General features: G+C 70.0%; 21 protein-coding genes and 1 tRNA gene. 15 read left to right on the forward strand and 7 right to left on the reverse strand.

The genetic code is table 11. From position 1 onward, the window contains the following. Positions 1-22 precede the first annotated feature (22 nt). The gene (gene der, locus BFL37_RS00840) at positions 23-1,531 is read left to right on the forward strand and encodes a ribosome biogenesis GTPase Der (RefSeq protein WP_086513292.1); all 1,509 of its coding nucleotides are present in this window, start codon (positions 23-25) and stop codon (positions 1,529-1,531) included. Positions 1,532-1,621: 90 nt separating this feature from the next. Here der and BFL37_RS00845 read toward each other — a convergent pair whose 3' ends face one another. Beyond that, positions 1,622-2,941: an acyl-CoA dehydrogenase family protein gene (locus BFL37_RS00845; protein ID WP_206601261.1), complete on the reverse strand. Its 1,320-nt coding sequence runs from the start codon at positions 2,939-2,941 to the stop codon at positions 1,622-1,624. Positions 2,942-3,204: 263 nt separating this feature from the next. Here BFL37_RS00845 and BFL37_RS00850 point away from each other — a divergent pair, with 263 nt between their 5' ends. From BFL37_RS00850 to BFL37_RS00875, 6 genes are all read left to right on the forward strand, one after another. Beyond that, on the forward strand, positions 3,205-3,741 hold the full coding sequence (locus BFL37_RS00850) for a hypothetical protein (RefSeq protein WP_086513293.1): 537 nt from the start codon (positions 3,205-3,207) through the stop codon (positions 3,739-3,741). 72 nt (positions 3,742-3,813) lie between these two features. Continuing rightward, positions 3,814-3,887: transfer RNA gene (locus tag BFL37_RS00855), tRNA-Pro, on the forward strand. A 189-nt stretch (positions 3,888-4,076) separates the two neighbouring features. Further along, entirely contained in the window at positions 4,077-5,141 is a 1,065-nt protein-coding gene (locus BFL37_RS00860; RefSeq protein ID WP_241533779.1) for a DNA cytosine methyltransferase, read from the forward strand. Between the two features lie 53 nt (positions 5,142-5,194). Beyond that, a complete protein-coding gene (locus tag BFL37_RS00865) occupies positions 5,195-7,063 on the forward strand; it encodes an ATP-binding protein (RefSeq protein ID WP_086513295.1) in 1,869 nt (622 codons plus the stop codon). 105 nt (positions 7,064-7,168) lie between these two features. Then, positions 7,169-7,552: a very short patch repair endonuclease gene (locus tag BFL37_RS00870; RefSeq protein WP_086513385.1), complete on the forward strand. Its 384-nt coding sequence runs from the start codon at positions 7,169-7,171 to the stop codon at positions 7,550-7,552. 407 nt (positions 7,553-7,959) lie between these two features. Beyond that, complete coding sequence (locus BFL37_RS00875) at positions 7,960-9,273, forward strand: PASTA domain-containing protein (protein WP_086513296.1); 1,314 nt, start codon at positions 7,960-7,962, stop codon at positions 9,271-9,273. A gap of 40 nt (positions 9,274-9,313) precedes the next feature. Here BFL37_RS00875 and BFL37_RS00880 read toward each other — a convergent pair whose 3' ends face one another. Further along, positions 9,314-9,805 (reverse strand): GNAT family N-acetyltransferase, encoded by a 492-nt coding sequence (locus BFL37_RS00880; protein ID WP_086513297.1) that lies wholly within the window; start codon positions 9,803-9,805, stop codon positions 9,314-9,316. A gap of 192 nt (positions 9,806-9,997) precedes the next feature. On the opposite strand from BFL37_RS00880, the gene betT reads away from it, so the two are divergent. The 3 genes from betT to BFL37_RS00895 are packed head-to-tail and all read left to right on the forward strand — an operon-like array spanning position 9,998 to position 15,201. After that, on the forward strand, positions 9,998-12,103 hold the full coding sequence (gene betT, locus BFL37_RS00885; protein WP_086513298.1) for a choline BCCT transporter BetT: 2,106 nt from the start codon (positions 9,998-10,000) through the stop codon (positions 12,101-12,103). Between the two features lie 3 nt (positions 12,104-12,106). Then, positions 12,107-13,606: an aldehyde dehydrogenase family protein gene (locus BFL37_RS00890; RefSeq protein ID WP_086513299.1), complete on the forward strand. Its 1,500-nt coding sequence runs from the start codon at positions 12,107-12,109 to the stop codon at positions 13,604-13,606. 20 nt (positions 13,607-13,626) lie between these two features. Further along, positions 13,627-15,201 (forward strand): GMC family oxidoreductase, encoded by a 1,575-nt coding sequence (locus tag BFL37_RS00895; RefSeq protein WP_172403705.1) that lies wholly within the window; start codon positions 13,627-13,629, stop codon positions 15,199-15,201. Between the two features lie 67 nt (positions 15,202-15,268). Here the strand turns inward: BFL37_RS00895 and BFL37_RS00900 are convergent, their stop codons facing one another. Next, positions 15,269-16,747: an MFS transporter gene (locus BFL37_RS00900; protein WP_086513301.1), complete on the reverse strand. Its 1,479-nt coding sequence runs from the start codon at positions 16,745-16,747 to the stop codon at positions 15,269-15,271. Between the two features lie 211 nt (positions 16,748-16,958). Here BFL37_RS00900 and BFL37_RS00905 point away from each other — a divergent pair, with 211 nt between their 5' ends. The 4 genes from BFL37_RS00905 to BFL37_RS00920 all read left to right on the forward strand — a co-directional run bounded on the left by BFL37_RS00905 (position 16,959) and on the right by BFL37_RS00920 (position 21,988). Continuing rightward, positions 16,959-18,329: an LLM class flavin-dependent oxidoreductase gene (locus BFL37_RS00905; RefSeq protein ID WP_086513302.1), complete on the forward strand. Its 1,371-nt coding sequence runs from the start codon at positions 16,959-16,961 to the stop codon at positions 18,327-18,329. Next, a complete protein-coding gene (locus tag BFL37_RS00910) occupies positions 18,326-19,576 on the forward strand; it encodes an acyl-CoA dehydrogenase family protein (RefSeq protein ID WP_241533786.1) in 1,251 nt (416 codons plus the stop codon). The genes BFL37_RS00905 and BFL37_RS00910 overlap by 4 nt, the downstream gene beginning before the upstream one ends. Positions 19,577-19,694: 118 nt before the next feature. Continuing rightward, positions 19,695-20,858, forward strand: coding sequence for a hypothetical protein (locus BFL37_RS00915; protein WP_086513303.1), 1,164 nt, complete (start codon positions 19,695-19,697; stop codon positions 20,856-20,858). Further along, entirely contained in the window at positions 20,855-21,988 is a 1,134-nt protein-coding gene (locus tag BFL37_RS00920; protein WP_086513304.1) for a hypothetical protein, read from the forward strand. The genes BFL37_RS00915 and BFL37_RS00920 overlap by 4 nt, the downstream gene beginning before the upstream one ends. A 6-nt stretch (positions 21,989-21,994) precedes the next feature. Here the strand turns inward: BFL37_RS00920 and BFL37_RS00925 are convergent, their stop codons facing one another. Beyond that, a complete protein-coding gene (locus tag BFL37_RS00925) occupies positions 21,995-22,546 on the reverse strand; it encodes a DinB family protein (protein ID WP_086513305.1) in 552 nt (183 codons plus the stop codon). A 99-nt stretch (positions 22,547-22,645) separates the two neighbouring features. Here BFL37_RS00925 and BFL37_RS00930 point away from each other — a divergent pair, with 99 nt between their 5' ends. Continuing rightward, positions 22,646-23,119, forward strand: a complete 474-nt coding sequence (locus BFL37_RS00930; RefSeq protein ID WP_086513306.1) for a DoxX family protein — start codon at positions 22,646-22,648, stop codon at positions 23,117-23,119. 40 nt (positions 23,120-23,159) lie between these two features. On the opposite strand, the gene BFL37_RS00935 is transcribed toward BFL37_RS00930, so the two are convergent. From BFL37_RS00935 to BFL37_RS00945, 3 genes are all read right to left on the reverse strand, one after another. Further along, positions 23,160-23,399, reverse strand: a complete 240-nt coding sequence (locus BFL37_RS00935; RefSeq protein WP_086513307.1) for a PLDc N-terminal domain-containing protein — start codon at positions 23,397-23,399, stop codon at positions 23,160-23,162. Positions 23,400-23,434: 35 nt separating this feature from the next. Next, the gene (locus BFL37_RS00940) at positions 23,435-24,670 is read right to left on the reverse strand and encodes an amidohydrolase (protein ID WP_086513308.1); all 1,236 of its coding nucleotides are present in this window, start codon (positions 24,668-24,670) and stop codon (positions 23,435-23,437) included. Between the two features lie 143 nt (positions 24,671-24,813). Continuing rightward, a complete protein-coding gene (locus tag BFL37_RS00945; protein ID WP_241533787.1) occupies positions 24,814-26,250 on the reverse strand; it encodes a threonine/serine ThrE exporter family protein in 1,437 nt (478 codons plus the stop codon). Between the last annotated feature and the right edge of the window lie 119 nt (positions 26,251-26,369).

The following is a 26,369-nucleotide window of genomic DNA, read 5'->3' on the forward strand; positions in this document are numbered from 1 at the left end:
GCCGACACGCCAGAGGAACAACATGGCTGATCACGACGACGACTTCCCCGAGCTCGACAGCGGGCTCCACGAGCGCCTGTCGAGCATCGACGAGGAGCTGGCCGCCCAGCGCGCGCAGACGCTCCGCGCCGGGCTCGAGGACTACGACCTGGACGACGAGGACCTCGAGGTCCTCGAGTCCGCGACGGACGACCCCGACCAGGTCACGTACCTGCCGGCGCTGCCCGTGCTCGCGGTCGTCGGCCGCCCGAACGTCGGCAAGTCGGCGCTCATCAACCGGATCCTCGGCCGCCGCGAGGCCGTCGTCGAGGACACCCCCGGCGTCACGCGCGACCGGGTCTCCTACAAGGCCGAGTACGGCGGACGCTGGTTCACGCTGGTCGACACCGGCGGCTGGGAGCCCGACGCGAAGGGCATCAACGCGTCCGTGGCCATGCAGGCCGAGATCGCGATGGACCTCGCCGACGCCGTGCTGTTCGTCGTCGACGCCAACGTCGGCGCCACGAGCACGGACGAGCACGTCGTCCGCCTGCTCCGCAAGACCAAGAAGACGGTGATCCTCGCGGCCAACAAGGTCGACGACGCGCGCCAGGAGCCGAACGCCGCCTCGCTGTGGTCGCTCGGCCTCGGCGAGCCGCACCCCGTCTCCGCGCTGCACGGCCGCGGCGTGGCCGACCTGCTCGACCTGGTCCTCAAGACCCTGCCGCTCGTCTCCAAGGTCGCCAAGGAGGAGGTCGGCGGACCCCGCCGCGTCGCCATCCTCGGCCGCCCGAACGTCGGCAAGTCGAGCCTGCTCAACAAGGCCGCGGGCGAGGAGCGCGTGGTCGTCAACGAGCTCGCCGGCACCACGCGCGACCCGGTCGACGAGCAGGTCGAGATCGCCGGCAAGGTGTGGCGCTTCGTCGACACCGCCGGCATCCGCCGCCGCATGCACCTCGCCCAGGGCGCCGACTTCTACGCGTCGCTCCGCACGAGCGCGGCGCTGGAGAAGGCGGAGGTCGCGGTCGTCATGATCGACGTCTCCGAGGTCATCAGCGAGCAGGACATCCGCATCATCGAGCTGGTGCTCGAGTCGGGCCGCGCGCTCGTGCTGGCGTTCAACAAGTGGGATCTCCTCGACGACGAGCGCCGCCGCTACCTCGAGCGGGAGATCGAGACCGACCTCGCGCACGTGTCGTGGGCGCCGCGCGTCAACATCTCGGCGCGCACCGGTCGCCACATGGAGAAGCTCGTGCCGGCGCTCGAGACGGCGCTGGAGTCGTGGGACACCCGCATCGCGACGGGCAAGTTCAACGCGTTCCTCGCCGAGCTCACGGCCGCCCACCCGCACCCCGTGCGAGGGGGCAAGCAGCCGCGCATCCTGTTCGGCACGCAGGCCTCGAGCCGCCCGCCGACATTCGTGCTCTTCACGACCGGGTACCTCGACCCGCAGTACCGCCGCTACATCCAGCGTCGGCTGCGCGAGATCTACGGCTTCGAGGGCAGCCCGATCATCGTCAACATGCGCGTGCGGGAGAAGCGGAAGCGTTAGCTCGCGCTTCTGCGCGCTCTTGCTCGCAGCACGACGGACGGCGTCGATCCCTCTCGGGGTCGGCGCCGTCCGTCGTCTCGCGGGCGGGGATCACGTGTACCAGGTCGGCTCCGGGATCTCGCCGAGCAGCACGTGCCGGCCCACCTCGCGGCGCTTGTAGGGGATCGGGTCGTGCAGCGTGTGCGTGCGGAGGTTCCGCCAGAAGATGTCGAGCCCGGCCTTCGACGACGAGGCGCGCGCGCCCGTGAGCTCGAGGATCCTGGTGCCGACCTCCAGCCCGTCCTCCGCGATGCGGGCCTTGGCCGCCGCGACCCGCACCGCGATCTCGCCGCGCTTCCGCTCCGTCAGCTTCTCGCGCGGCGCGTGCAGCACGGCGCTGATCTCCGCGCCCACCCGATCCAGCAGCGCCTCCGACGCCCAGAGCTTCGACTGTAGCTGCCCGTAGCCCTCGAGCACGTACCACTCGTCGGTCGCGCGCTCCTTGTCGTCGCCGCCGTACGGCCAGGCGCGCGTGGTGCTGCGCGTGTACGCGGCGGCCGTCTCGAGAGCGCCCTCCGCGATCCCCAAGTAGAAGTTCGCGAACACCAGCTGGATCGCCGGGACGTTGAGCGTGCCGTAGACGAGCGGCTGGAAGACCTTGTCGACGAAGCCGGCGGCGTCCGTCCACGGCACGCGCACGTCGCGGATCTCGACGGAGCCGGACTCCGTGAGCCGCTGCCCGAGGCTGTCCCAGTCGTGGCCGAAGACGATGCCCGGCTGGTCCGTCGGCACGATCGCGAAGACGTGCGTGTCGGTGCCCTCGATGACGCCCTCGAGCACCGTGAGGTCGGAGACGACGCCGCCCGTGGAGAAGGACTTCCGGCCGGAGAAGATCAGGTCGTCGCCGTCCTCGCGGATGACGAGGTCGGAGTCGCGCGGGTTCACGGCGCCGCCGAAGAGGAGGTTGCCGGTCGTGGCGAGCTTCTCCACGGCCTCGATCTGCGCGTCGGTCGCCACGAGCCGCGCCGCCCACGCCCAGAGGTAGTGGTAGCCGAGGAGCTGACCGATGGATCCGTCGCCGCGAGCGACCGCGCGGATCACCTTGTAGGCGGTGTCCCACGTCTGCCCGCCGCCGCCGTGCTCCGCGGGTCCGAGCAGCGTGACGAGGCCGGCGTGCTTGAGCAGCGCCACCTCCTGGTGCGGGCTCGCGCCGGCGCGGTCGCGCTCGACCTGGTCGACGGCGAGGATGTCGGCGACCTCGCGGGCGCGGGCGATCCACGCGGCGGGCGTCGTGGGGCGCGGGGCGCCCTTCCAGCGGTCGACGGGGGCGTCGCCGAGCGGGGCGGGGCGCTGGCGGTCGGCGTCAGTGCTGCCGTGGGCGGGCGCGGGGGAGCCGGATGCGGGTCGGGGCTCGCGGTCGATCAGGGTCATGTCCTGTCCTCTCGTGAAGGGGCGCGACCGGTGCCGCGCCTCGCGGTGGGGCCACGGTAGGGGCGGGTTGCTGGGGCTGGCGAGGGGTGTGACGCGGGGTTGCCTCGCGTGACGACGCAGAGCGTCACGGGGTGTCATGCGGGGGAGCGGTCGCCTGTCCGGATCGCGTCCCCTCGCGGGTTCGCGGGCGGCTCGCGGCGTCACGTCGTACCCTGATCCGGGCGCACCCGACGCCCGCTCACGAGACACGGAGGATCGCACCGGTGGACCAGCTGCTCAGCCGTCTCGATCGGATCGCCGCCGGGCGCCAGGCGGGCCACGTCATCGCCGAGGACATGCGCGACCACCCGTTCACGGCGCGGGCGTTCCGCTGGATCCGGTGGATCCTCATCGCCGAGACCGCCGTCGGTGCGACAGCGGTGGCCATCGCCCTCACGCTCGCCTCCGACGGCATCGCCATCGCGCCCGCCGTCTGGTTCCGCTCCTTCGTGGTGCTCGCGATGACCCTCACGCTCTACTACTTCGCCTGGCGCGCCTCGGCCGGCTACTGGTGGGCGTACTCGCGCCTGCGGCTCTTCAGCCAGATCTTCCCCATCGTGACCCTGGTGATCGCGGCGATCCCCGGCCTCTACCCGCTCTGGATGGTCGTGGAGCAGATCGTCTTCTCGCTGCTGCTCATCGGGGTGGCCGACATCCTCCGCAGCGACCACATGCGGGACGCGTTCCCGAAGCCGGGGCGGGCTGACGGCTCGGCGCCGGGTTCGTCCGCGGCGCAATCGACGGGCGGCACTCCGGCCTGATCTGGGCTGCCCGACGTGCCGGAGCAGTGTCGCTGATGCGGTAGGCTCTACGAGTTGCCCAGCGATGGGTAGCGGGCTGTGGCGCAGCTTGGTAGCGCACTTGACTGGGGGTCAAGGGGTCGCAGGTTCAAATCCTGTCAGCCCGACGGACATGCCTCGGAAGGACCTTAGGGTCCGGCCGGGGCATTCGTCGTTTATGAGGTGGTCCTACTTGAGCCGCCAGGCCACGAAGCCGCAGCGGCGCTTTGCGCTCCTCGCCGCAACCCGCACTCGGGTATCTGCTGGTGTCGCGATGAAGCTGGCACCGGGCTTTGCTAACCGAGTACGATGCAAAGGTGAGAGCACACATGGGTGAAGTTGCCGCCATCGATCTTTTCTGTGGAGCAGGCGGCTTGTCTCTCGGTCTCAAACAAGCGGGCATCGACGTCGTAGCGGGCATTGACCTCGATCCAGCTTGTGCGTATCCATACGCAGTAAATCTCGATGCAGAGTTTATTTTGGCCAGTGTCGCTGAAGTGACGAAGGAAGATTTAGAGCGACTTTGGCCGCAGGGCAAGCTAAGGCTTCTGGCCGGATGCGCCCCTTGCCAGCCTTTTTCTAGTCACCGGCGAGGAGCCGACACCAGCGACGAAGAGAATTGGGATCTTCTGGGACATTTTACTCGACTGGTCGAGGAAACGTTACCAGATTTCGTAACGATGGAGAATGTGCCGCGCCTCAAAAAGATGAGCGTGTTCGCATCCTTTGTTGCGAAGCTCGAGGCGCTCAATTACTCAGTCGCTCATGAAGTTGTGTACGGGCCAAATTACGGATTACCTCAGGAGCGCCGCCGACTCGTTCTTCTCGCGACGCGAGTAGGTACGCTAGTAAAGCCAATGCAACCTACTGGTGCAGTAAGCTTTGCGACTGTAAGGGAATCGATCGGAAGTCTGCCTGCGCTACGAAGCGGAGAATCGGATTCAGTCGACTCGCTGCATGCTGCTCGCCAATTGTCTCCTCTCAATATGGAGCGTATTAGGGCTTCGAAGCCGGGTGGAACTTGGCGGGATTGGCCTGAAAGGCTCGTAGCGGAGTGCCACAAACGTGTGTCCGGAGCCAGCTTTCAAGCCTTCTATGGACGCATGGAGTGGGACAAGCCGTCTCCAACCATCACCACTCAGTCGTTTAACTATGGAACAGGGCGTTTTGGGCACCCGGATCAAGACCGCACTCTCACGTTAAGAGAGGCGGCCATGCTCCAAGGCTTTCCCCGCGATTATGTATTCGTCGAGCCGGGCAAGCGCCCGTCCATGCAATCGGTTGGTCGCCTAATAGGCAACGCGGTTCCGCCAGCATTCGGTAAGGCCGTTGGCTCACAAATTATGGCCCTAACCGCAGCTGGTGACCATTACGTCGCTTAAAGTGTAGTACGGGTTTCGCCGCATTTTGGTTGTATGGTCAAAGGAGATTCTGCATGAAAGAGTATAAGCTCGAAATCGACCCACGTATTTTGGAGCTCCTAGGCCCCAGCCTCTACTCGAATATATATTACGTTCTCGCTGAACTTATCGCAAACGCGTATGACGCAGATGCTCAAAATGTGTGGATTATCGCCTCTGACGACGAGATTCGGGTGGAAGATGACGGTCGGGGTATGTCCTACTCGAATGGCGAGGTAGCGCAGTACCTGAACGTCGCTGGACCTTCTAGGACTTCTGAGAAAGACGCGGTTACCTCAAGGGGCAGGCGCCGCATGGGTCGAAAAGGTGTAGGCAAGCTGGCCGCCCTGTCCGTTTCTGCTGACGTCGAAGTGTTAACAGTTTCGCAAGGAGAGCGTTCGGGTTTCATTCTGTCTCGGGAGCCAAATGAAGGGGAGCTTTTGGCCCCAATACCGGATGATGCGATTATTTTCGAGTACGTCGATGATCACGGCTCCGCTATCGTGATGAAGTCTCCGCAGTATCAGCTTCACAAGACTCAGTCTGTCGTTAGGCGAAACATCAGTAAGATGTTTCCACTCGTCAGCAAAGAATTTCGGATACACATAGTTCGTGATGGTGTGTTTGACACGTTGGACGGTTTTGACGACACCGTCATGCGGGACCTCAGTACCTTAATCACGCTTGGGGATGATTACAGACGCCTAGCCGGGCTCGTTCCCAATCCCTATCCGGCCGAAAGGGACAAGCTCGTGTCCTCGCGTGAGGCCGTAACGCGCCCAGTCACTGTAGCGAACAAATCTGGAGTAGAGCGTGAGTACACGCTGGAGATCAAGGGTTGGATTGGTACCTACAAGTCCACAACTAACAGAAAGAGTACACTCACGGACTTCCCGGATAACTTTATCTCACTGTTTGCCAATGGCAAGCTTGGGGAGTTCAATATTCTTCCCCTAGTAGGTCAGAACAAATTGAGCGAGGTCTACGTAGTCGGGCAACTGCATGTTGACCTCTTCGAATTAACAGAGTTGCCTGATATGGCGCTTAGTAACCGGCAAGGATATAAGTCGGATGACCCGCGATATCAAGAGCTTCTCATGTATGTCCGAAAGGAGCTTCTAGCGGATTCGCGGCGACGAAGGGACCTTTTTGGTCAACTGACAAAAAGCCAAAAAGCGGAGTCGAAAATCGCTCGTCAACGTCAAGATGAGGCTGAGTTCCGGGTAGCTGTCGATGAGTTCCGGCGAGATGTCAGCCGTTCGACGGCGGAGACCATTAGTACTACTGCCACGTTGACGACCGCCGCCTCCATCGAGGAAGCACTAGACAGGTCAATAAACAGACACGTAGGTCACCTCGGCATCAAGTCAAAAATTGATGCTCAGAAGAAGAAGATATTGATTAGTCACACTTCTGCAGATTCCGATTTTGCGGATATTATATTTGACATGTTGATATTTAACGGGGCCGTTCCCGACGACATACTCTATAGTAGTAGCGCAAACTCTGTGTGTCGAATTCCGAATGGGGTGCCAATCTACGAGTACCTTCGTGATTTTTTTGTCGACAGCTATTCTACTCAAAAGCTAACGGTGCTCTTCGCTACCAGTGACAAAATGGCAGCGTCTTGGGGTGCAGTGTCTGAAGTTGGAGCATCTTGGATCACACAGATGCACCACGAAGTATTTAATTTGTCGCCTTTTACTCCGATAAAACCACTAAATGCAGATGCCGTTTGGCAAACTACGCACTATGACGACGATACGGATGCCTTTTCCATGGATGCTATAAACATGGACGTATTTTGCGTCAAAATTGAGGATGTATGCGCTTTGCACGGATACGCTGTCCGATCACGGACAGATAACATGGCTCACCTCAAGCGACTGATCGAGTCGCGTTAGAGTTAGCTCAAATGAAATCCGGGTGGCGATGGGCACTTTCATGATCAAATCATTACATGCAGACTATGTCTCGTACTTATGAGGCTCGACGTGTCACGTAGCTCCATGGTTAGTAACAGGGGGAGAGACACGAAGCCCGAACTAGCGGTTCGGAAGCTGATTCATGCGAAAGGCCTCCGATATAGAGTTGATATGAGGCCCTTTGCGGCCATAAGGAGTCGAGCCGACATAGTTTTTCCGCGCCTGCGTATTGCAGTTTATATCGACGGATGCTTTTGGCATTCCTGCCCTGAGCACGGTTCGACACCAAAGACCAACATTGACTATTGGGGCCCCAAGCTTGAAAGAAATAAGCAACGTGACCTAGAGGCCACATTAGGTTTGCGGGATCAAGGGTGGACTGTTCTGAGGTTTTGGGAGCACGAGGGCGCAGAAGAAGTGGCCGACGAGATAGTTGTAGTTGTTCGTGCGGCGGCGGGCCGGATTTGACATCGATTTCACCTGGGCCTTGCTGTTTGGGGGTATCCAGTGAGACTGTTTGGATGCGCTAACGTCAGCGACCGTGCTAGAAGAGGCCGCACATCGATTCAGCCCAACAAAGTCGGCATGCTAAGTGAGGGTGTCTTTGGGGTGGGCGTGAACGAACGTCGACGGAGTGCCTTGGTTCTCTCTCTAACGGTGCTCGTATCGTCCGGTGGCGATGTAAGTACGATGCTTTTGGCTCGCTAGCACGGCGCCGGCTCTGCTTCGCAGGAGGAGTTCCGCCGGTCTGGAGTCGTATCACCCCCATGCGAGGGCTTACGGACGGGAGAGCTCGCTCGTAGCCTCAGGCGTCGTCACTCGACGGCACCATCTGCCGCCTACCCCTTCGCCGCGGCACGCACCCGAGGAGCTCCATGCCCGACGTCCCCTCCGCCGCTCCTGCCGGCTGGTTCCCCGACGGATCCGGGCAGCTCCGCTACTGGGACGGATCCGCGTGGACGCAGCACGTCGCGCCGATGGTGCAGCCCGCCGCAGCGCCGGCGCCCGCTCCGAGCGCGGCCGCGACTGCCGCCGTCGTCGCGTCGCAGCAGGTCGACGCCGTGCGGAACGCCCAGGCAGCTGAGGCCGCGCACGACAAGGCGATGCGGGCCGCCGAGGCCGCGCAGGCGAAGGCCGTGCGTGCCGCAGAGGCCGAGCAGCAGGGCGTCGCGAAGCTCGCGCAGCGCGAGGCGGCCATGCAGGCGAAGGCCGCGGAGCGCGAGGCGGCGGCACGGGACAAGAGCGCCCGCGCGGCGGCGGCGACCGTCGCGATGCCGGTGCCGCCGCGACAGCATGCCGTCGCGGCGCCGGTCGCTCCTGCGGCTCCTGCCTCCGTGATCACCGACACGCGCCCGAGCCGCCACCCTGCGGCGACCTGGGTCATCGGGTCCGTCGTGGCGCTGGCCGTGCTGATCATCACTGCCCTCGGCGGCTTCGGCGGCATGTTCGTCTCGCTCGGCCTCGTCGGGATCGCCACTGCTCTCTACCCGTACGCCACGGGCCGTCGCAGCTGGATCCCCGTCCTGACGACCCGTTCGCGCAACGGCGTCGCCGCCCTGGGCGCGGCCGTGCTCATCGTCATCGGGGCCACGGTGCCGGTCGCGGCGTCCGCACCCGCTCCGCGCCAGACGGAGGCGATCTCCGCCAGCGCGAGCCCGACCCCGTCCGCGAGCCCGACGCCCACGGCGTCGCCGACCCCGGTGGTCCACGTCGTCGAGGACGTCAACGCCAAGAGCGCCTCCGACGCCCGGGCGCTCCTCCGCGAGGCCGGCTACGTCGTCCAGTACGTCCTCGAGTCGGGTGAGGCGACGAGCGTCACGGACGGCATGACGGTCAAGTCGCAGAGCCCGGTCGCGGGATCACGCACCGATGCCGGATCCACCGTGACGCTCACGCTGCTGGCGCCCGCCCCGACTCCGACGCCCGAGCCCACTGTTGCGCCGACGGTCGCGCCAGCGCCCGTCCAGCAGCCGGCGGCTCCCGCTCCGGCGCCCGTCGCGCCTGCTCCTGCACCGGCTCCGGCCGCCCCGGCTCCCGAGCCGGCGCAGCAGACGGGGCTCATCCGACCGGGCGCGTACTGCTCGCCGTCGCAGGTCGGCCAGGTCGCCCAGGCCGAGAACGGCCGGAGCTACCGCTGCGGTGGCAAGGGAGCCGACGCGAGCGGCGACTTCCACTGGAACACGATGTGACCGACTCCCGGGCGGCCCCACGACGGCCGCCCGGGCACCCTCACCGCACCATCCGCACCGTGACCATCTCCGCGCCCTGGAACGTCTGCGTCTCCACGCCGCCATCCCGCGCGAACCCGTTCCGCCGGTAGAACGCCTCCGCGCGCGGGTTGTCGTCCGCGGCCCAGAGGTACGCGGGGGAGTCGCCGACCGCCGCGTCGAACAGCGCCTGGCCCGCGCCCGAGCCGTGGGCGGACGCGATCACGTTGATCGCGTAGAGCTGGAAGTCGCGCGGCGGATCCTCGTCGCGCGCCGGTCCCGCGAGGGCGAAGCCGACGATGCGGTCGCCGTCGAGGGCGACGAACGGCGGCGCTGCGGACGAGGAGGTCAGCGTCCCGCGCCACTGCTCGGCGCGCGTCGCGACGTCGAGCCCGTCGAGGTACGAGGCCGGCAGCAGGTGCGCGTACGTCTCCTGCCAGGTGCGGATGTGGACCTCGGCGATCCCGTCGGCGTCGTCGGGAACGGCGGGGCGGACGGTCACGGGCACGGTCATGCGGCCACGATACGGGGCGGCCGGCGCCCGCCGATCCCGTGCCACGCGCCCGCGCGCGCGAACGATACCGCGGCCCGGATCCGGCTTGCGGCCGGGGGAGGGCCCCTCGCTATGGTGGTCGCGCAACCCGGCGTGGTCCGTGAGACCCCGGGTGTCGACCGAAGCCTCATTCCCCTCCCAGCGAAGGACGCGATGAGTACTCGCGCACGTCTGCCCTCTTCCGCCCCCACCACCCCGGCCCCCGTCGTCGACGGCGCGCCGCCCGGCCGCCCCCGCCTCAACCGGCCCGTCTTCCTCGGATCCTCCCTCGGGATCATCGCCATCGTCGCCTGGGCCTCCCTCGCCCCCACGGCCGCCGCCGAGGCGATCGGCGCCGCCGTCGCGTGGGTGTCGGAGAGCTTCGGCTGGTACTACATCGCGGTCGTGACCCTGGTGGTCGCGTTCGTGGTGATCGTCGCGGTGTCCCGCGCCGGATCCACCCGCCTCGGGCCCGACGACTCCCGCCCGAAGTTCAACCTGTTCACCTGGTCGGCGATGCTCTTCGCCGCGGGCATCGGCATCGACCTGATGTTCTTCTCGGTCTCCGAGCCCGTCACCCAGTACCTCGCACCGCCCACGGGCGACGGATCCACCGTGGAGGCCGCGCGCCAGGCGATGGTGCTCACGCTCTTCCACTACGGCCTCATCGGCTGGGCGCTCTACGCGCTCATGGGCATGGCGTTCGGCTACTTCGCCTACCGGCACAACCTGCCGCTCAGCATCCGCTCCGCGCTGCACCCCATCTTCGGCAAGCGCATCCACGGCTGGATCGGCCACCTGGTCGACATCGCCGCGGTGCTCGGCACCATCTTCGGCATCGCGACCACGCTCGGCATCGGCGTGGCCCAGCTCAACTACGGCCTCGACTTCATGCTCGGGATCCCCGAGAACCTCGCCGTGCAGGCGGGCCTCATCGCGCTGTCGGTGGCGATGGCCGCGGTGTCCGTGCTCACGGGCGTGGAGAAGGGGATCCGCCGGCTCGCCGAGCTCAACGTGATCCTGTCCATCGCGCTCATGCTCTTCGTGCTCATCGCGGGGAAGACCAGCTTCCTCATGGACGCGATCGTGCAGAACCTCGGCGACGTCCTCAACCGCTTCCCGGCGATGACGCTCGAGACGTTCGCCTACGACCGCCCGAACGCGTGGCTCAGCAGCTGGACCCTGTTCTTCTGGGCCTGGTGGATCGCGTGGGCGCCGTTCGTGGGCCTCTTCCTCGCGCGCATCTCCCGCGGCCGCACCATCCGCGAGTTCGTCATCGGCACGATGGTGGTGCCGTTCGCGTTCATCCTGCTGTGGATCTCGATCTTCGGGAACAGCGCCCTCGACATCGTCATGGGCGGCGACACGGCCTTCGGCGACACGGCCATGAACACCCCGGAGCGCGCGTTCTACTCGCTGCTCGCCGAGTACCCGGGGGTGCCGCTCACGGCCGCCGTCGCGACCTTCACGGGGCTCCTGTTCTACGTGACCTCGGCCGACTCCGGCGCGCTCGTCATGGCGAACCTCACCTCGCACCTGCCGGACGCCGACACCGACGGCCCCAAGTGGCTGCGCCTGTTCTGGGCGGTCGCGACCGGCGCGCTCACCCTCGTGATGCTCGCGGTGGGCGGCGTCCCGACCCTGCAGAGCGCGACGGTCGTGATGGGGCTGCCGTTCTCGGTGGTGCTGCTGCTCATCATGCTCGGTCTGTTCAAGGCCCTGAAGGTGGAGAACTCGCTCGCCGCCAGCTACCGCTCGAGCCTGCCGGGCATCCTGTCCGGCCGCTCCGGCGACACCGCCCCCGGGCGCAGCTGGCGTCAGCGGCTGTCGCGGTCGATGACCTACCCCGACCGCGACCGCACGCAGCGCTTCACCGAGGAGGTCGCCCTGCCGGCGCTCACCCAGGTGCGCGACGAGCTCGCCGCCCACGGCGCGACCGCGCACCTCGTGGAGGGCGAGCACTCCGAGTACGGGATCCGCGAGCTCGACCTCGACGTGTCCATGGGCGAGGAGCGCGACTTCCGGTACGCGATCCGCCCGGTGCGCTACGACACCCCCACCTACGCGCCGCACGCGGCCGCCGGATCCCAGGAGCACTACTTCCGCCTCGAGGTGTTCTCCCTGGAGGGCAGCCGCGGCTACGACGTGCTCGACTACACGCCGGAGCAGGTCATCGCCGATGTCCTCGACCACTACGAGACGCACCTCGAGTTCCTCCACCTCAACCGCGACGAGCCGGGCAACACCCTCGTCGTCGTCACCGACCAGCCCGAGAGGTAACCCATGACCACGACCGAGTCCACGACGGGTCACGCCGCCACCCTGTTCATCGACGGCCGCTGGGTCGCCGCCTCCGACGGGGGCGAGCGCGAGATCCGCTGCCCCGCCGACGGATCCCTCGTCGGCCGCGTCTCCGAGGCCACCACGGCCGACGTCGAGCGCGCCATCGCCTCCGCCCGCGCCGCGTTCGACGGCGGCGCCTGGTCGCGTACGCCCGCCCCCGAGCGCGGCGACCTCCTCCTCCGCGTGGCCGACGGCCTCGTCGAGCGGAAGGCCGAGTTCGCCCGCGCCGAGACGCTCGACACCGGCAAGCGCCTGGTCGAGAGCGAGATCGACATGGACGACATCGCCGCGTGCTTCCGCTACTTCGGCAAGCTCGCCGGGCAGGACGCGGGCCGCGTCGTCGATGCGGGGAACCCGGACGTCGTGAGCCGCATCGTGCACGAGCCCGTGGGCGTCTGCGGTCTCATCGCGCCGTGGAACTACCCGCTGCTGCAGGCCGCGTGGAAGATCGCCCCGGCGCTCGCCGCGGGCAACGCGTTCATCTTGAAGCCCAGCGAGCTGACGCCGCACACCTCGATCCTCATGGTGCAGCTCCTCCACGACCTCGGGCTTCCCGCGGGCGTCGCCAACCTGGTGCTCGGCGCGGGCGCCGTCGCCGGCGCGCCGCTGTCGAGCCACCCCGACGTCGACATGGTCTCGTTCACGGGCGGCCTGGCGACCGGCCGCACCATCGCGGCGGCCGCGGCGGCCACGGTGAAGAAGGTCGCGCTCGAGCTCGGCGGCAAGAACCCCAACGTCGTGTTCGCCGACGCCGACTTCGACGCGGCCCTCGACAACGCCCTCAACGCGGCCTTCGTGCACTCCGGCCAGGTGTGCTCCGCGGGCGCGCGGCTCGTGGTGGAGGAGTCCATCGCCGAGCGCTTCGTCGACGAGCTCGTGCGCCGGGCCGAGGGGATCCGCCTCGGCGGCCCGTTCGACCCCGACGCGGAGACCGGCCCGCTCATCTCCGCCGCGCACCGCGAGAAGGTGCACGCGTACGTCGAGAAGGGCGTGGCCGAGGGCGCGCGCCTGCGCACGGGCGGCGCGTTCGGCACGGGCGACCTCGAGGCCGGCTACTACTACCTGCCGACCGTCCTCGACCGGGTCGAGCGCGGCATGTCCGTCGTGGTCGACGAGGCCTTCGGACCGGTCGTCACCGTGGAGACGTTCCGCACCGAGGAGGAGGCGGTCGCCATCGCGAACGACACCGACTACGGGCTCGCGGGCGCCGTGTGGTCCGAGGACGCCGGCAAGGCGCAGCGGGTCGCGCAGGCGCTCCGCCACGGCACCATCTGGATCAACGACTTCCACCCCTACCTGCCGCAGGCGGAGTGGGGCGGCTTCGGGCAGTCCGGCGTCGGGCGGGAGCTCGGGCCGACGGGCCTCGCCGAGTACCAGGAGGCCAAGCACATCTACCAGAACGTGCGCCCGCAGGTCACGGGCTGGTTCGCCGCACGATGAACGACCGGACGGGAGACGACATGACGCACACCGAGTACGACTACGTGGTGGTCGGCGGGGGATCCGCGGGCGCCGCGGTGGCCGCCCGCCTCAGCGAGGACCCGGACATGCAGGTGGCCCTCATCGAGGCCGGCCCGCACGACAAGGACCTCGACGTGGTCCTCCGCCTCGACCGCTGGATGGAGCTGCTCGAGTCCGGCTACGACTGGGACTACCCCATCGAGCAGCAGGAGAACGGCAACTCCTTCATGCGCCACGCGCGCGCGAAGGTGCTGGGCGGATGCTCCAGCCACAACTCCTGCATCGCCTTCTGGGCGCCGCGCGAGGACCTCGACGGCTGGGCGCACGAGCACGGCGCCACCGGCTGGGACGCCGACAGCACCTACCCGCTGTACCGGCGGCTGGAGACGAACGAGGATCCCGAGCCGCACCACGGCCACGACGGCCCGGTGCACCTCATGAACGTGCCGCCGCGGGATCCCTCCGGCGTCGCCCTGCTCGACGCGTGCGAGCAGGCGGGCATCCCGCGCACGCGCTTCAACACCGGCGCGACCGTGCGGAACGGCGCCGGGTTCTTCCAGATCAACCGGCAGGCGGACGGCACGCGCGCGTCCTCGTCGGTCTCGTACCTGCACCCGCTCGCCGACCGCGCGAACCTCACGGTGCTGACCGACCTCAAGGCGCGCGCGCTCGAGTTCGACGACGCCGACCGCTGCACGGGCGTGCAGGTCGTCGACAACGCGTTCGCGAAGACGCGCACCGTCCGGGCCCGCCGCGAGGTGATCCTCTCCGCCGGCGCCATCGACTCGCCCAAGCTGCTGATGCTCTCGGGCATCGGCCCGAAGGCACACCTCGAGGATCTCGGCATCCCGGTGCGCGTCGACTCGCCCGGCGTGGGCGAGAACCTGCAGGACCACCCCGAGGGCGTGATCCAGTGGGAGGCCAAGCAGCCCATGCCCACGGAGAGCACGCAGTGGTGGGAGATCGGGATCTTCGCGACCACCGAGGAGGGGCTCGACCGGCCCGACCTCATGTTCCACTACGGGTCGGTGCCGTTCGACATGCACACCGTGCGCCAGGGCTACCCGACGACCGAGAACGGCTTCTGCCTCACGCCGAACGTCACGCACGCCCGCTCCCGCGGCACGGTGCGCCTCCGCAGCCGCGACCACCGCGACAAGCCGCTCGTGGACCCGCGCTACCTCACCGACCCGCACGACATGCGCGTGCTCATCGCCGGGATCCGGCTGGCGCGCGAGATCGTGGCGCAGCCCGCGATGTCCGAGTGGGCGGGCCGGGAGCTGTACCCGGGCGTCGAGGCGCAGACCGACGAGGAGATCGCGGACTACCTCTCCCGCACGCACAACACCGTCTACCACCCGGCGGGCACCGTGCGGATGGGCGCCGTCGACGACGCGATGTCGCCGCTGGATCCCGAGCTGTGCGTCAAGGGCGTGACGGGCCTCCGGGTCGCCGACGCGTCGGTCATGCCCGAGCTCACGACCGTGAACCCCAACATCACGACGATGATGATCGGCGAGCGCTGCGCCGACCTCGTGAAGGCGTCGCGCGCGGCGGAGCTGGTCTCCCGCTAGGCGCCGAGCCGGACCGCGTCGACCGGCCGCCGTCCACACGGGACGGCGGCCGGTCGCGGCGCAGGGCCTACCGGGCGGGAACGCGCTCCCGGTCGTGCTCGTCCGCATGCGCGGATCCCGCCACGGCGACGGCCGGGTGCACGGGGTCGGCGTCGGCGTCGGCGGCACCGCGCGCCTTCCGCTCCGCGATCGCCTCCCGCGCCGGGTCCTTCGCGGCGAGCGCCGCGGCGATCGTCAGCACCGCGTACAGCCCGATGTAGGCGCAGAGGATCCACGGGGAGCCGCCGCCCCACTGCAGGAACAGCACCGCGAGCAGCGGCGTGAGGCCGACGGAGAAGATGCTGCCGACCTGGTAGCCGAGCGAGACGCCGCTGTAGCGGACGCCCGTCGGGAACTGCTCGGCGAACCACGCCGCCTGCGGGCCGTAGATCGAGTCGTGGAAGACGTTCATGCCGAGCGCGAAGACGAGCGGCAGGAGCAGCAGCGGGCCGGAGTCGAGGAACGCGAAGAACGGCCAGATGAGGATCCCGATGCCGGCGGCGCTCCCGATGGTGAGGCGGCGGCGGCCGACGCGGTCGGAGATCCAGCCCCAGAGCGGCGTGGTCAGCAGGCTCAGCGCCGAGACGATGAGCACCGACGTGAGCGCGACGCCCGAGTCGCCGCGGTTCTCGGCGAGGTAGGAGAGCGTGTAGACGGTGAGGATCGAGTAGAGCGCGGGCTGCACGAGGCGGAGACCCGCGGTGATCAGCACGGCGCGCGGGTGCTTCCGCAGCACGACGCCGAGCGGGAAGCGCTCGACCTTGCCGGACGCCTTGATGTCGCGGAACTCGGCGGCGTCCTCCACGCGGAGGCGGATCACGAGGCCGACGCCCACGAGCACGGCGCTGAGGAGGAACGGCAGGCGCCAGCCCCAGGCGAGGAACTGCTCCTCGCCGAGCGAGAAGCGCGTCGCGGCGAAGACGCCGGTGGCGAGGAGCATGCCGCCCGCGGATCCCATCTGGGTGAACGCGCCGAAGAGGCCCCGGCGGTGGGCGGGGGCGTGCTCGACGGACAGCAGCGCGGATCCGCCCCACTCGGCGCCGGCCGCGATGCCCTGCACGAGCCGCAGGAACACGAGGCCGACGACGCTCGCCAAGCCGATGGTCGCGTAGGTCGGCAGGACGCCGATGAGCGTCGACGCGATCCCCATGAGCACGAGCGAGTACACGAGCATGCGCTTGCGGCCGATGCGGTCGCCGAGGTGGCCCGCGACGATCCCGCCGATGGGCCGCGCGAGGAAGCCGACGCCGTACGCGGCGAACGACGAGAGCAGGCCGACCGCGGGCGTCTGGTTCGGGAAGAACTGGCTGCCGAACACCAGCGCGGACGCGGTGGCGTAGAGGTAGAAGTCGTAGTACTCGACGGTCGTGCCGACGAACGACGCGGTGAGGACGCGGCGTCGGCGGCGGGAGACGTCGGCGGGGGCCTCGGGATCGGAGGGCGAAGCGGGCGACGCGGGCGGCGGGGGCGTCGACGCGGCGGATGCGGCGGGCGGTGCGGTGGTCATGGGGTCTCCAGCGGTGCGGCTGCGGTGCAGGGGAAGGCCGGGCGGGGATCCGCTCGGCTGCCGCCCACCGTGGCCCGTGATCCCCCGGCCGGGGAAGGGCCGCGGTCACGCCGCGTAACGCGCGCCGGTAACCCCGCGTCACACGGGCCGCCCCGGATTCCGGCGCCCGGGGAAGCGGGTGGGAGGGTGGAGGTCCGACGAGAGGATCCCCATGCCCGACGCCCGGCCCCCGCTCCGCTTCGCCGCGTTCGTGATGAACACCGCCAGCCACATCCAGCACGGGCTGTGGCGGCACCCGTCCGCCCGCCAGCACGAGTTCGACGACGTCGAGCTGTGGGTGGACCTCGCGAGGACCCTCGAGCGCGGCCGCTTCGACGCCATGTTCTTCGCCGACGTGGTGGGCCTCTACGGTCCGGGCGACGGCGCCTACGACGTGAACGCGCGCGAGGGCCTCCAGTTCCCGAGCAACGACCCGTCCGTGCTGATCTCCGCGCTCGCCGTGAGCACCGAGCACCTCGGCTTCGCGTTCACGAGCTCGGTGCTCCAGGCGCACCCGTTCGACTTCGCGCGCAAGGTGTCGACGCTCGACCACATCTCGAAGGGGCGCATCGCCTGGAACGTCGTGACGAGCGCGCTCGACGGCGCCGCCCGCAACTTCGGGCACGACGGCCTCGAGGACCACGACGCCCGCTACGCCTGGGCCGACGAGTACCTCGACGTCGTCTACAAGCTGTGGGAGGGATCGTGGGACGACGACGCTCTCCAGCGCGACAAGGAGCGCGGGGTGTTCTCGGATGCGTCGCGGATCCACCGCATCGACCACGAGGGGCCGCGCTACAAGGTCGCAGGTCCCCACCTGTCGTCTCCGTCGCCGCAGCGCACGCCCGTGCTCTTCCAGGCGGGATCCTCGCCCGTCGGCCGCCGCTTCGCCGCCCGGAACGCGGAGGCGCAGTTCATCCTGTCGTCGACGCCGGAGAAGACCCGCGCCCTCATCGAGGACACCCGGGCGCTCGCCGTGGACGCGGGCCGGCGGGCCGACGACCTCTCCTTCTGGCTCGGGCTCTCCTTCATCACGGGCAGCACGGAGGAGGAGGCGAAGCGCAACGAGGCCGAGATCGACGAGTACCTGAGCGCCGACGGCTTCCTCCTGCACTCCAACCTCGGCTTCGACCCGAAGACGGGCGAGCAGCTGGATCCGGCCACCCCGCTCTCCGAGGTCGAGACCCAGGCCGGGCAGAGCCACCTCAACTGGCTGCGCGAGGCGTCGCCCGACCGCGAGCCGACCATCGCCGACCTCGCCCGCCTCTCGGCGAAGCTCCGCGGCCGCGTCGTGGGCACGCCCGAGCAGATCGCGGACGTGCTCGCGGGCTGGCAGGAGGCGGGCGTGGACGGGATCAACGTCATCAACTGGACCCTGCCCGGCAGCTACGAGGACTTCGTCGACCACGTCACGCCCGTGCTGCAGGAGCGCGGGCTGCAGCAGAAGGAGTACGAGCCGGGGACGCTGCGGCACAAGCTCACCGGACACGACCGGCTGCCGGAGTCGCACCCGGCGGCGGCGTACCGGGGCGCGTTCTCGTGACCGTGACGGCCGACGGGGCGACCGCGACCGCTACCCGCGCCGACCTGCGCGCCGAGTTCCTGCCGCTGTTCGACCGGATCCGCCAGGGCGCCGTCGCCCGCGAGCGCGACCGGCAGCTCGCGTTCGACGCCGTCGCGCTCCTCCGCGAGGCGCGGTTCGGTGCCATCCGCCTGCCCGTCGCAGACGGCGGGCGCGGCGCCTCGCTCGCCCAGCTCGTCGAGCTCGTGATCGAGCTGTCCGCCGCCGACGCGAACGTCGGGCACCTGCTGCGCGGCCACTTCGGCTACGTCGAGCTCGTGCTGCGGCGGCCGCCGGGCCCCGCGCGCGAGGAGTGGATCCGCCGCATCGCGTCCGGCGCCATCGTCGGCAACGCCACGAGCGAGCAGACCGGCAACACGCTCGCCGACATCTCCACGACGCTCCAGGAGCGCGACGGCCGCTGGATCCTCGACGGCACCAAGTACTACTCGACCGGCACGCTCTACTCCGACTGGATCTACCTCGCCGCGGGTCGCGCGGCCGCCGACGGCGTCGAGCGCGTGACCCTCGCGATCCCGACCGACGCGCCCGGCGTCACCGCGGTCCACGACTGGGACGCGTTCGGCCAGACCCTCACCGCGAGCGGCACCACCACCTTCGCGGGCGTGGAGGTGGATCCGGCGACCGTCACCGCGTACCGCGAGGCGCCGCTGAGCCACATCCAGGCCTTCTACCAGCTGCACCTCGTGGCGGTGCTGGCGGGGATCGCGCAGGAGGTCGAGCGTGACGCGGTCGCGTACGTGCGCAGCCGCACGCGCACCTACATCCACGCGAACGCGGCGCTGCCGAAGGACGACCCGCAGGTGCTCGACGTCGTCGGCCGGATCTCCACCGCGGCGTTCGCCGTGCGCGCCGCCACGCTCGCGGCCGCCGCCTGGCTCGACGACGCGGTCGCGACCGCCCCGGCCGGCGAGGCCCTCGACCGGCCGTCCCTCGACGCCGCCGAGAACGCCGTCTACCAGGCGCAGGTGCACGCGGTCGACCAGGTGCCCGCCGCCGCGACGCTGCTGTTCGAGGTCGGGGGAGCGTCCGCCACCTTCCGCGAGCGCGCGCTCGACCGGCACTGGCGGAACGCCCGCGTCGTCGCGAGCCACAACCCGGCCATCTACAAGGCCCGCGCGATCGGCGAGCACGCGGTCGCGGGCCGCGGTCCTGTCGAGGCGTGGGCCGCGTACGAGAAGGTGGGCGCGACGGCGTTCCCGCGCTGACCGGCGCCGATCCGCGCAGACCCGTGCCGCCCGAGCTGGGGGCGTCCGCGCGCCCGGCGGCGGTGCACGGCGTCGGTACGGTGGACGGGCGGCCGGGACGCCGCGGGACAGGGGATCCATGACGACGCACGCGCCCAGCCGGCCGCAGCTGGACACGACGCCGCTGACCGGACGCATCGACCGCGACGACCTCCGCCGCTTCCGCCGCGAGTTCACCGCCCGGTTCCCCGTCCTGGTCTCGCCGCTGTTCCTATTCGGCCGCATCGCCATGGGGATCCTCGCCGTGCTCACCATCCCGCTCGGCGGCGTCTTCGTGCTCGTCGCCGGCCTCGCCGCGATCTTCACCGACGACCCCGAGATGCGCGGCGACGCCCTCGGCATGACCGTCTTCGGCATCCCGCTGCTCGGCACAGGCGTCTTCTTCGCCTGGCGCCTGATCCGCACCCGCCGGCGTCGGAGCACCATCCGCAGCCACTACCGCCTCGCGCGCTTCGGGCGGGTCAACGGCCTCAGCTACACGCCCGGTCCGCTCTCCGACGGGCACATGGGCGAGGTCGCGGCGCGCGGCATGTACCTCACCCGGATCATGCGGCCCCGCACCGCGCGCCCCGTCGAGTTCGGCAACCACGAGCTGGCCTCCGCGTCGAAGGCGTCCGGCATCACCCAGTACGGCGGCTACGCGATGATCGGCCTGCGGCGCGAGCTCCCGCACATCCAGGTCATCTCGAACCGGACGCGCCTCCGCCGAGCGATGACGCCGACCGTGGACGTCGCCCGCTCCCAGCGCCTCGAGCTCGAGGGCGACTTCGACCGGCACGCCGCGCTCTACTGCCCGGAAGGGTACGAGCGCGACGCCCTCTACCTCTTCACCCCCGACGTGATGGCGGTGCTCGTCGACCGGGTGCGCGGCTTCGACGTGGAGATCCGCGGCGACCGCCTGCTGCTGCGCTCGCCCGCGGACATGGTGACGCTGAGGCCCGACCGCTGGCACGACGTCATCGACGCGACCGCCGCCCTCATGGCGAAGGTCGACCGGTGGGAGCGCTGGCGCGACGACCGGCTGCTGTCGCTCGAGGGCGAGGAGGCGTCGGTGCTCACGGCGTCCGACGAGGCGCTCGCCGTGCCCGAGCCCGGGAAGGCGCGCCGCCGGGCCCGTCGCGCGCGCGGCGTCGCGACGGCCGGCCGACGCCTCCGGATGCGGCCGACGCTCGGGCTCCTCCTGCTCATCGCGCTCGCCGTCGTCTTCCTCGGGCTCGGCTTCCTGATCACGACGCTGCCGTGAGCCGCGTCACGGCGCTCACGCGAGCCAGGCTCGACACGGATCCGCTCACCGACCGCATCCGCCGCCGCGACCTCCGCACGTTCCGCCGGGAGTTCCGGCGTGAGCACCCGGAGGCGGAGGGGATCGGCGTGAAGGCGCGCACCTTCCTCATGCACTTCCTCCTGTGGGACAGCGTCATCGCGCTCGCCCTCTTCGCCGGGATCATGGTGGAGACGCTCCAGAAGGGCGCGCCCGACGCCGGCGAGCAGGTCCTCTTCCAGGCGCTGTTCGCGTCGATCTTCGCCATCCTGCTCGTCGTGTTCGGCAGCTGGGTGATCCGCTCCCGCGAGCGCCGCGGCGGCTACCGGGCCCACCTCCGGCTCGTGCGCTTCGCCGAGGCCAACGGCATGGAGTACCTCCCGGGGCCGATGTCGGACGGGCGCTTCGGATCCGCGCGCCGCTTCTTCGACCTCACGCGCGTGATGCGGCCGACCCTGGCGCCCGGCATCGAGTTCGGCAACCACGAGATCGTCACGGCCGGCCGGCGCGAGGGGGCGCCGCGCTTCGGCGGGTACGCGATGATCCGGCTCGCGCACGAGATGCCGCACATCCGCGTCATCGCCCGACGGGGGATCGTCCGGCGCGCGCTGACGATGATGTCGAGCCCGGACCGGGAGCAGCGCCTCTCGCTCGAGGGAGACTTCGACCGCCACTACGCGCTGTACTGCCCGGCGGGCAGCGAGCGCGACGCCCTCTACCTCTTCACGCCCGACATCCTCGCCCTGCTCATCGACCGGGTCCGCGGGCTCGACGTCGAGGTCGTCGGCGACCGGCTGCTGCTCACCTCGTTCGACGACGTCGTGACGCGCGATCCCGAGCGCTGGCGCGACGTGATCGAAGCGACGACCGCGCTCGTCGCGAAGGTCGACCGCTGGGAGCGCTGGCGCGCCGATGCGATCGCCCGGCCGGAGGATCCGACCGCCGTCGACGCCGTGCTCGAGGCGATCGGCCTGCCCGACCCGGGTCGCGCGTCCCGGCCGCGACCGGTGCGACGCCTGCGTATGACGCCGACCCTCGGCGGCGTCATCGCGGTCGGCGTGCCGCTCCTGGTGTTCGCCGCGATGTGGATCGCCGTGCTCGTCCTCGATTGACGCGGATCATTCGCCCGTGACACCGTCGACCAGCTCCCGCACCACGTCGACGTGGCCCGCGTGGCGCGCGGTCTCCTCGATGAGGTGCACCACGATCCAGCGCAGCGACGGCATCTCGTCGGGTGGACCGGCGGCGGCGATGTCGTCGAGGTCGTGCCGGGCGATGACGGCGTCGCTCCCCGCGCACGCCAGCTCGTAGTCGGCCACGATCTCCGCGAGGGAGTCCGCCGGCGCGACGCGCCACTCGCCGTCCGGGTCGTCGTCGCCTCCGAAGCGCCGGTCGTAGTCGCCGGCCTCCATCAGCTCGACCGTCCACGAGCGCTCGACGTCGGCGAGGTGCCGGATGGCGCCCGCGACGGAGGTGAGGCTCGGCAGCACGCGGCGGGCGGCGTCGGCGTCCGAGAGGCCGCGGGCCTTGCGGATCACGGTGGCGCGGTTGAGCGCGAGGAAGCCGGTGAGGCAGGCGCGCTCGTCGGCGCGCGGCGGTCGGGGGCGGTCGTCGTGGCCGAGGAGATCGGCGTCCGCGCCGGTCGCCATGTCGGGTGGATCGAGGGTCATGGCGGGAGCCTAGGACCGGTTCCGGCGGGTGGGGAAGGTGCGGTACCGCGGGGATCCGCATGGAGGGGCCGCGCATCCGCCCCGCGTCAGACTGGGCGCATGACCACGAGCCCCGCGTCCCGTTCGACCGCCGACCCGCGCATCGCCCCGGACGGCGGCCGCCGCTCGCTCCCGCGGACGCTCGCGCGGATCCTGCTCGGCCTCGTGCTGGTCATGGCCGGCACGGGCCACCTCACGGTCGCGCGCGAGTCGTTCCAGGCGCAGGTGCCGACGTGGCTGCCGATGGATCCGGACTTCGTGGTGCTCGCATCGGGCGTGGTGGAGATCGTGCTCGGCCTGTCGCTCGTGCTCCTCGGCCGCTGGCGCGTGTGGGTCGGACTCGTGGTCGCGGCGTTCTTCGTCGCGATCTTCCCCGGCAACATCTCCCAGCTCGTCACCCGCACGCCGGCCTTCGGCCTCGAGACCGACGCGGCCCGCGCGATCCGCCTCGTGTTCCAGCCGCTCCTCGTGATCTGGGCGCTGTGGGCGACCGGCGCGTGGTCGGCCTGGCGGAACAGGCGCGCCCGCCGCTGACCGGGGTCGAGCGGCGGGCGCGGGGCTGCGCGGGGAGCGGCTAGAGGCTGAACCGGAACCGGTCGACGGCGCGCTGCGCGTCGGCCGTGCGGTGCCCGACCGCGAACCAGGCGATCGCGCCGAAGACGGGGACGACCACGAGCGCGACGACCCAGAGGTCGCGCGCGAGCCCGGCGAGCGAGCCGTCGCGGACGACCTGGACGATCGCGGTCACGATGAGCGCGACGTAGGCGATGACGAGCGGGGCGACGACGGCCCCGGCGATGAGTGCGTCGGACACGGTGGTTCCTCCTGTCGTGTGCGCGTCCCTCGACCCTACGCGCGGGCCACGCCGACGCGCGAGAGGAGGGCGGCGGTCGCGGCCTTGACGCCCGTCTCGATCGTGCCCTCCATGGTGGGAGCGAACTGCGGCGTGTGGTTGCCGGGAGGCGGGGTCTCGCCGCCGAAGGCCTCGGGCTCGACGCCGCCGAACGCCCAGTAGACGGTGGGGACGCCGATCGCCTCCCCGAGGATCCCGAAGTCCTCGCTGCCCATGATGGGCGGCGACTCGACGACCCTGTCCGCCCCGAGCTGCGCCGTGAGCGCCGCGACGACGCCGCGCGTGGCCTCCGGGTCGTTGCGGTTGAGCGGGAACGAGACGATCTCCTCGATCTCGGGCTCGGGCGCCCCGCTCGCGGCGGCCTCGGCCACGATGATCCGCCGCACGGACGCCAGCACGCGCTCGCGCACCGCCGGGTCGAACGTGCGGATGCTGAGGCCCAGCGTCGCGTGCTCGGGGATGATGTTCTCCTTCGTGCCCGCCTGGAACGTGCCGACGGTGACGACGGCCGCGGCCTGCGGGTCGATCTCGCGCGCGACCACGGTCTGCAGGCGCAGCACGATGGCGCTGGCGGCGACGATCGGGTCGATGGAGTTCTGCGGCTGCGAGCCGTGCGCGCCGCGGCCCTTCACGGTCACCTTCCACGAGTCGGACATGCTCATGAACGCGCCCTCGCGGGTGGCGACCATGCCGACGGGGAGCGGGAAGACGTGCTGGCCGAGGATCACCTCGGGGCGCGGCGCCCGGTCCCAGAGGCCGTCGGCGAGCATCGCGCGGGCGCCCTCGCCGGTCTCCTCGCCGGGCTGGAACACGAAGACGATCGTGCCGGCCCACGCCTCGCGGTTCGCGGCGAGCGCCTGGGCGGTGGTGAGCGCGGCGGCGACGTGGAAGTCGTGGCCGCAGCCGTGCATCGTGGGCACCTCGGTGCCGGACGGGTCGATGCCCGTGTCGCGGCTGGCGTGCGCGAGGCCGGTCTCCTCGAGGATGGGGAGGCCGTCGGTGTCCGCTCGGAACGCGACCACGGGGCCCTCGCCGTTGCGGAGGATCCCGACCACGCCGGTGCCGCCGCAGCGGCTCGTCTCGGCGCCGATCGCCTCCAGGTACGCCTCGATCGCCGCGGCGGTCGCGTGCTCCTGCATCGAGAGCTCGGGGTGCGCGTGCAGCGAGCGGAACAGCTCGTGCGCGTCGCGCACGTCCTCGTCCAGCAGGGTGACACCGGGGTGCACGTCCATCGGGGATCCTCCTCGGGAGTGGGTGGCGTCCCTCGTGGGGACCTGTCCCTCCAGGCTATGCCCGGCCTCGGGGGCGGATCCCGGCCGGCGGAGCGGGGTACTCTCCGGCGCCGCGCGACCCGCGCGGGAGGGACCGCCGGGCGTCAGCCGAGGTCGACGCCGCCGCCCGCCGGTCGCGCGGGGGGATCCACGAGCTCCGGGTCGCGGATGATGCCGATGGGCGTCGTGTCGAGCCGCACCGACTGCACCACGACGCGCTTGGCCCGGCGGCGGAGGTGGCGCCGCGCCTGCGGGGTCGCGAGGAGGCTGCCGAGCACGAGGCCCGCGCCGATCGCGAGGGTCGTCGCCATCGCGCCGACGAACGCGCCCGTGGCGCCGGACGTGCCCGCCATCGAGTTGAGGAGCGCCGACGCGACCGCGAGCGACGGCAGGAGGGATCCGCAGAAGGCCGGCACCGCGATCGCCGTGGCCGACACCCGCAGGCGCGCCGCGACCACCGTCCCGAGCGCGCCGAGCAGCGTCGCCACCAGGAACGTCGCCGCGAGCAGCGGGATGCCGGCCGCCTTGAGGATCCAGAGCGAGACCGTGCCCACGAGCGCCATGGCGATGGCCACGGGCATCACGCGCGCGTTGGCGCCCTGCGTGATCCCGGTGGCGCCTGCCGCGAAGAACGTGGTGATGAGCAGCATCCAGAGGGGGAGCGCCCGCAGCGTGATGTCCGTGGGATCCACCTCGATGTCGACGCCCGCGGTGAGCGCGAGCCCGCCGGGGATCCCGACGGCGATGCCCGCGACGACGAGCACGATGATCATCGCCCGCGACAGCGCCATGGCCCGGAACCCCGAGATGGCGTCCTGCGCCCAGGTGACGATCGTGACGTGGGGGAGGATCAGCACCACCACGGCCGCGACCATCGCGGCCGCGCTCCCCGCGGGCATGACGCCCCACCAGATCGCCATCGTGCCGATCGCGGCGACGGCCGCCGACTGCACGGCGACCACGAAGAACGGCGGGATGCCGCGGCGCGACAGCTGCCGTCCGAGCACCATCACGCCGATCATGAGGAGGAACGCCCCGACCGCGCCCGCGAGCGAGCCGCCCGCCTGCAGCGAGACGGAGACGCCGAAGAGCCCCATGGCCGCGTCGGTGATCCACGACGGCCAGCGCGGCGGCGACTTGAGCACCTCGACGAGGCCCTCGACGGCGCTCGTCATGTCGCGGTCGTCGTGGAGGAGCTCGTCGACGATCTGGTACACGAGCGAGAGCCGGTGCAGGTCGCTGCCCTCGGCGGTGACGACGCGCAGCTTCACGAGCGGTGGCCCCTCGAGCGGCGCGTACTGGATCGTGATGGCCGTGCCCGTGATGTCGAGCTCGAGCGGCGCGAGGTTCCACTTGGTGCTCACGGCGACGATCGCGATCTCGACCGCGCGCACGTCGGCGCCGGAGGCGAGCATCACCTCGCCGAGGTCGAGGCAGAAGTCGATGATCTGACGCGGCGAGTAGAGGTCGCCGAGGCGGCCGTGCGCGGGCTCCGTGCCCTCGTAGATGGTGCCGCGGAGTCGCGCGCGGACGTCGCGCATCTCCTGCGGGTTGACGCGGCGGCGGCGCTGGCGTGGCGGGCGTGCGGCGCCGGGATCCCGGCGGGGGCGCCGCGGGTCGCCGGGCGGCGGGGTGGTGCTCAGCGCGATCAGCGCTCCGT

This window comes from Clavibacter michiganensis (assembly GCF_002151125.1).
GTDB classification, from domain to species: domain Bacteria; phylum Actinomycetota; class Actinomycetes; order Actinomycetales; family Microbacteriaceae; genus Clavibacter; species Clavibacter michiganensis_C.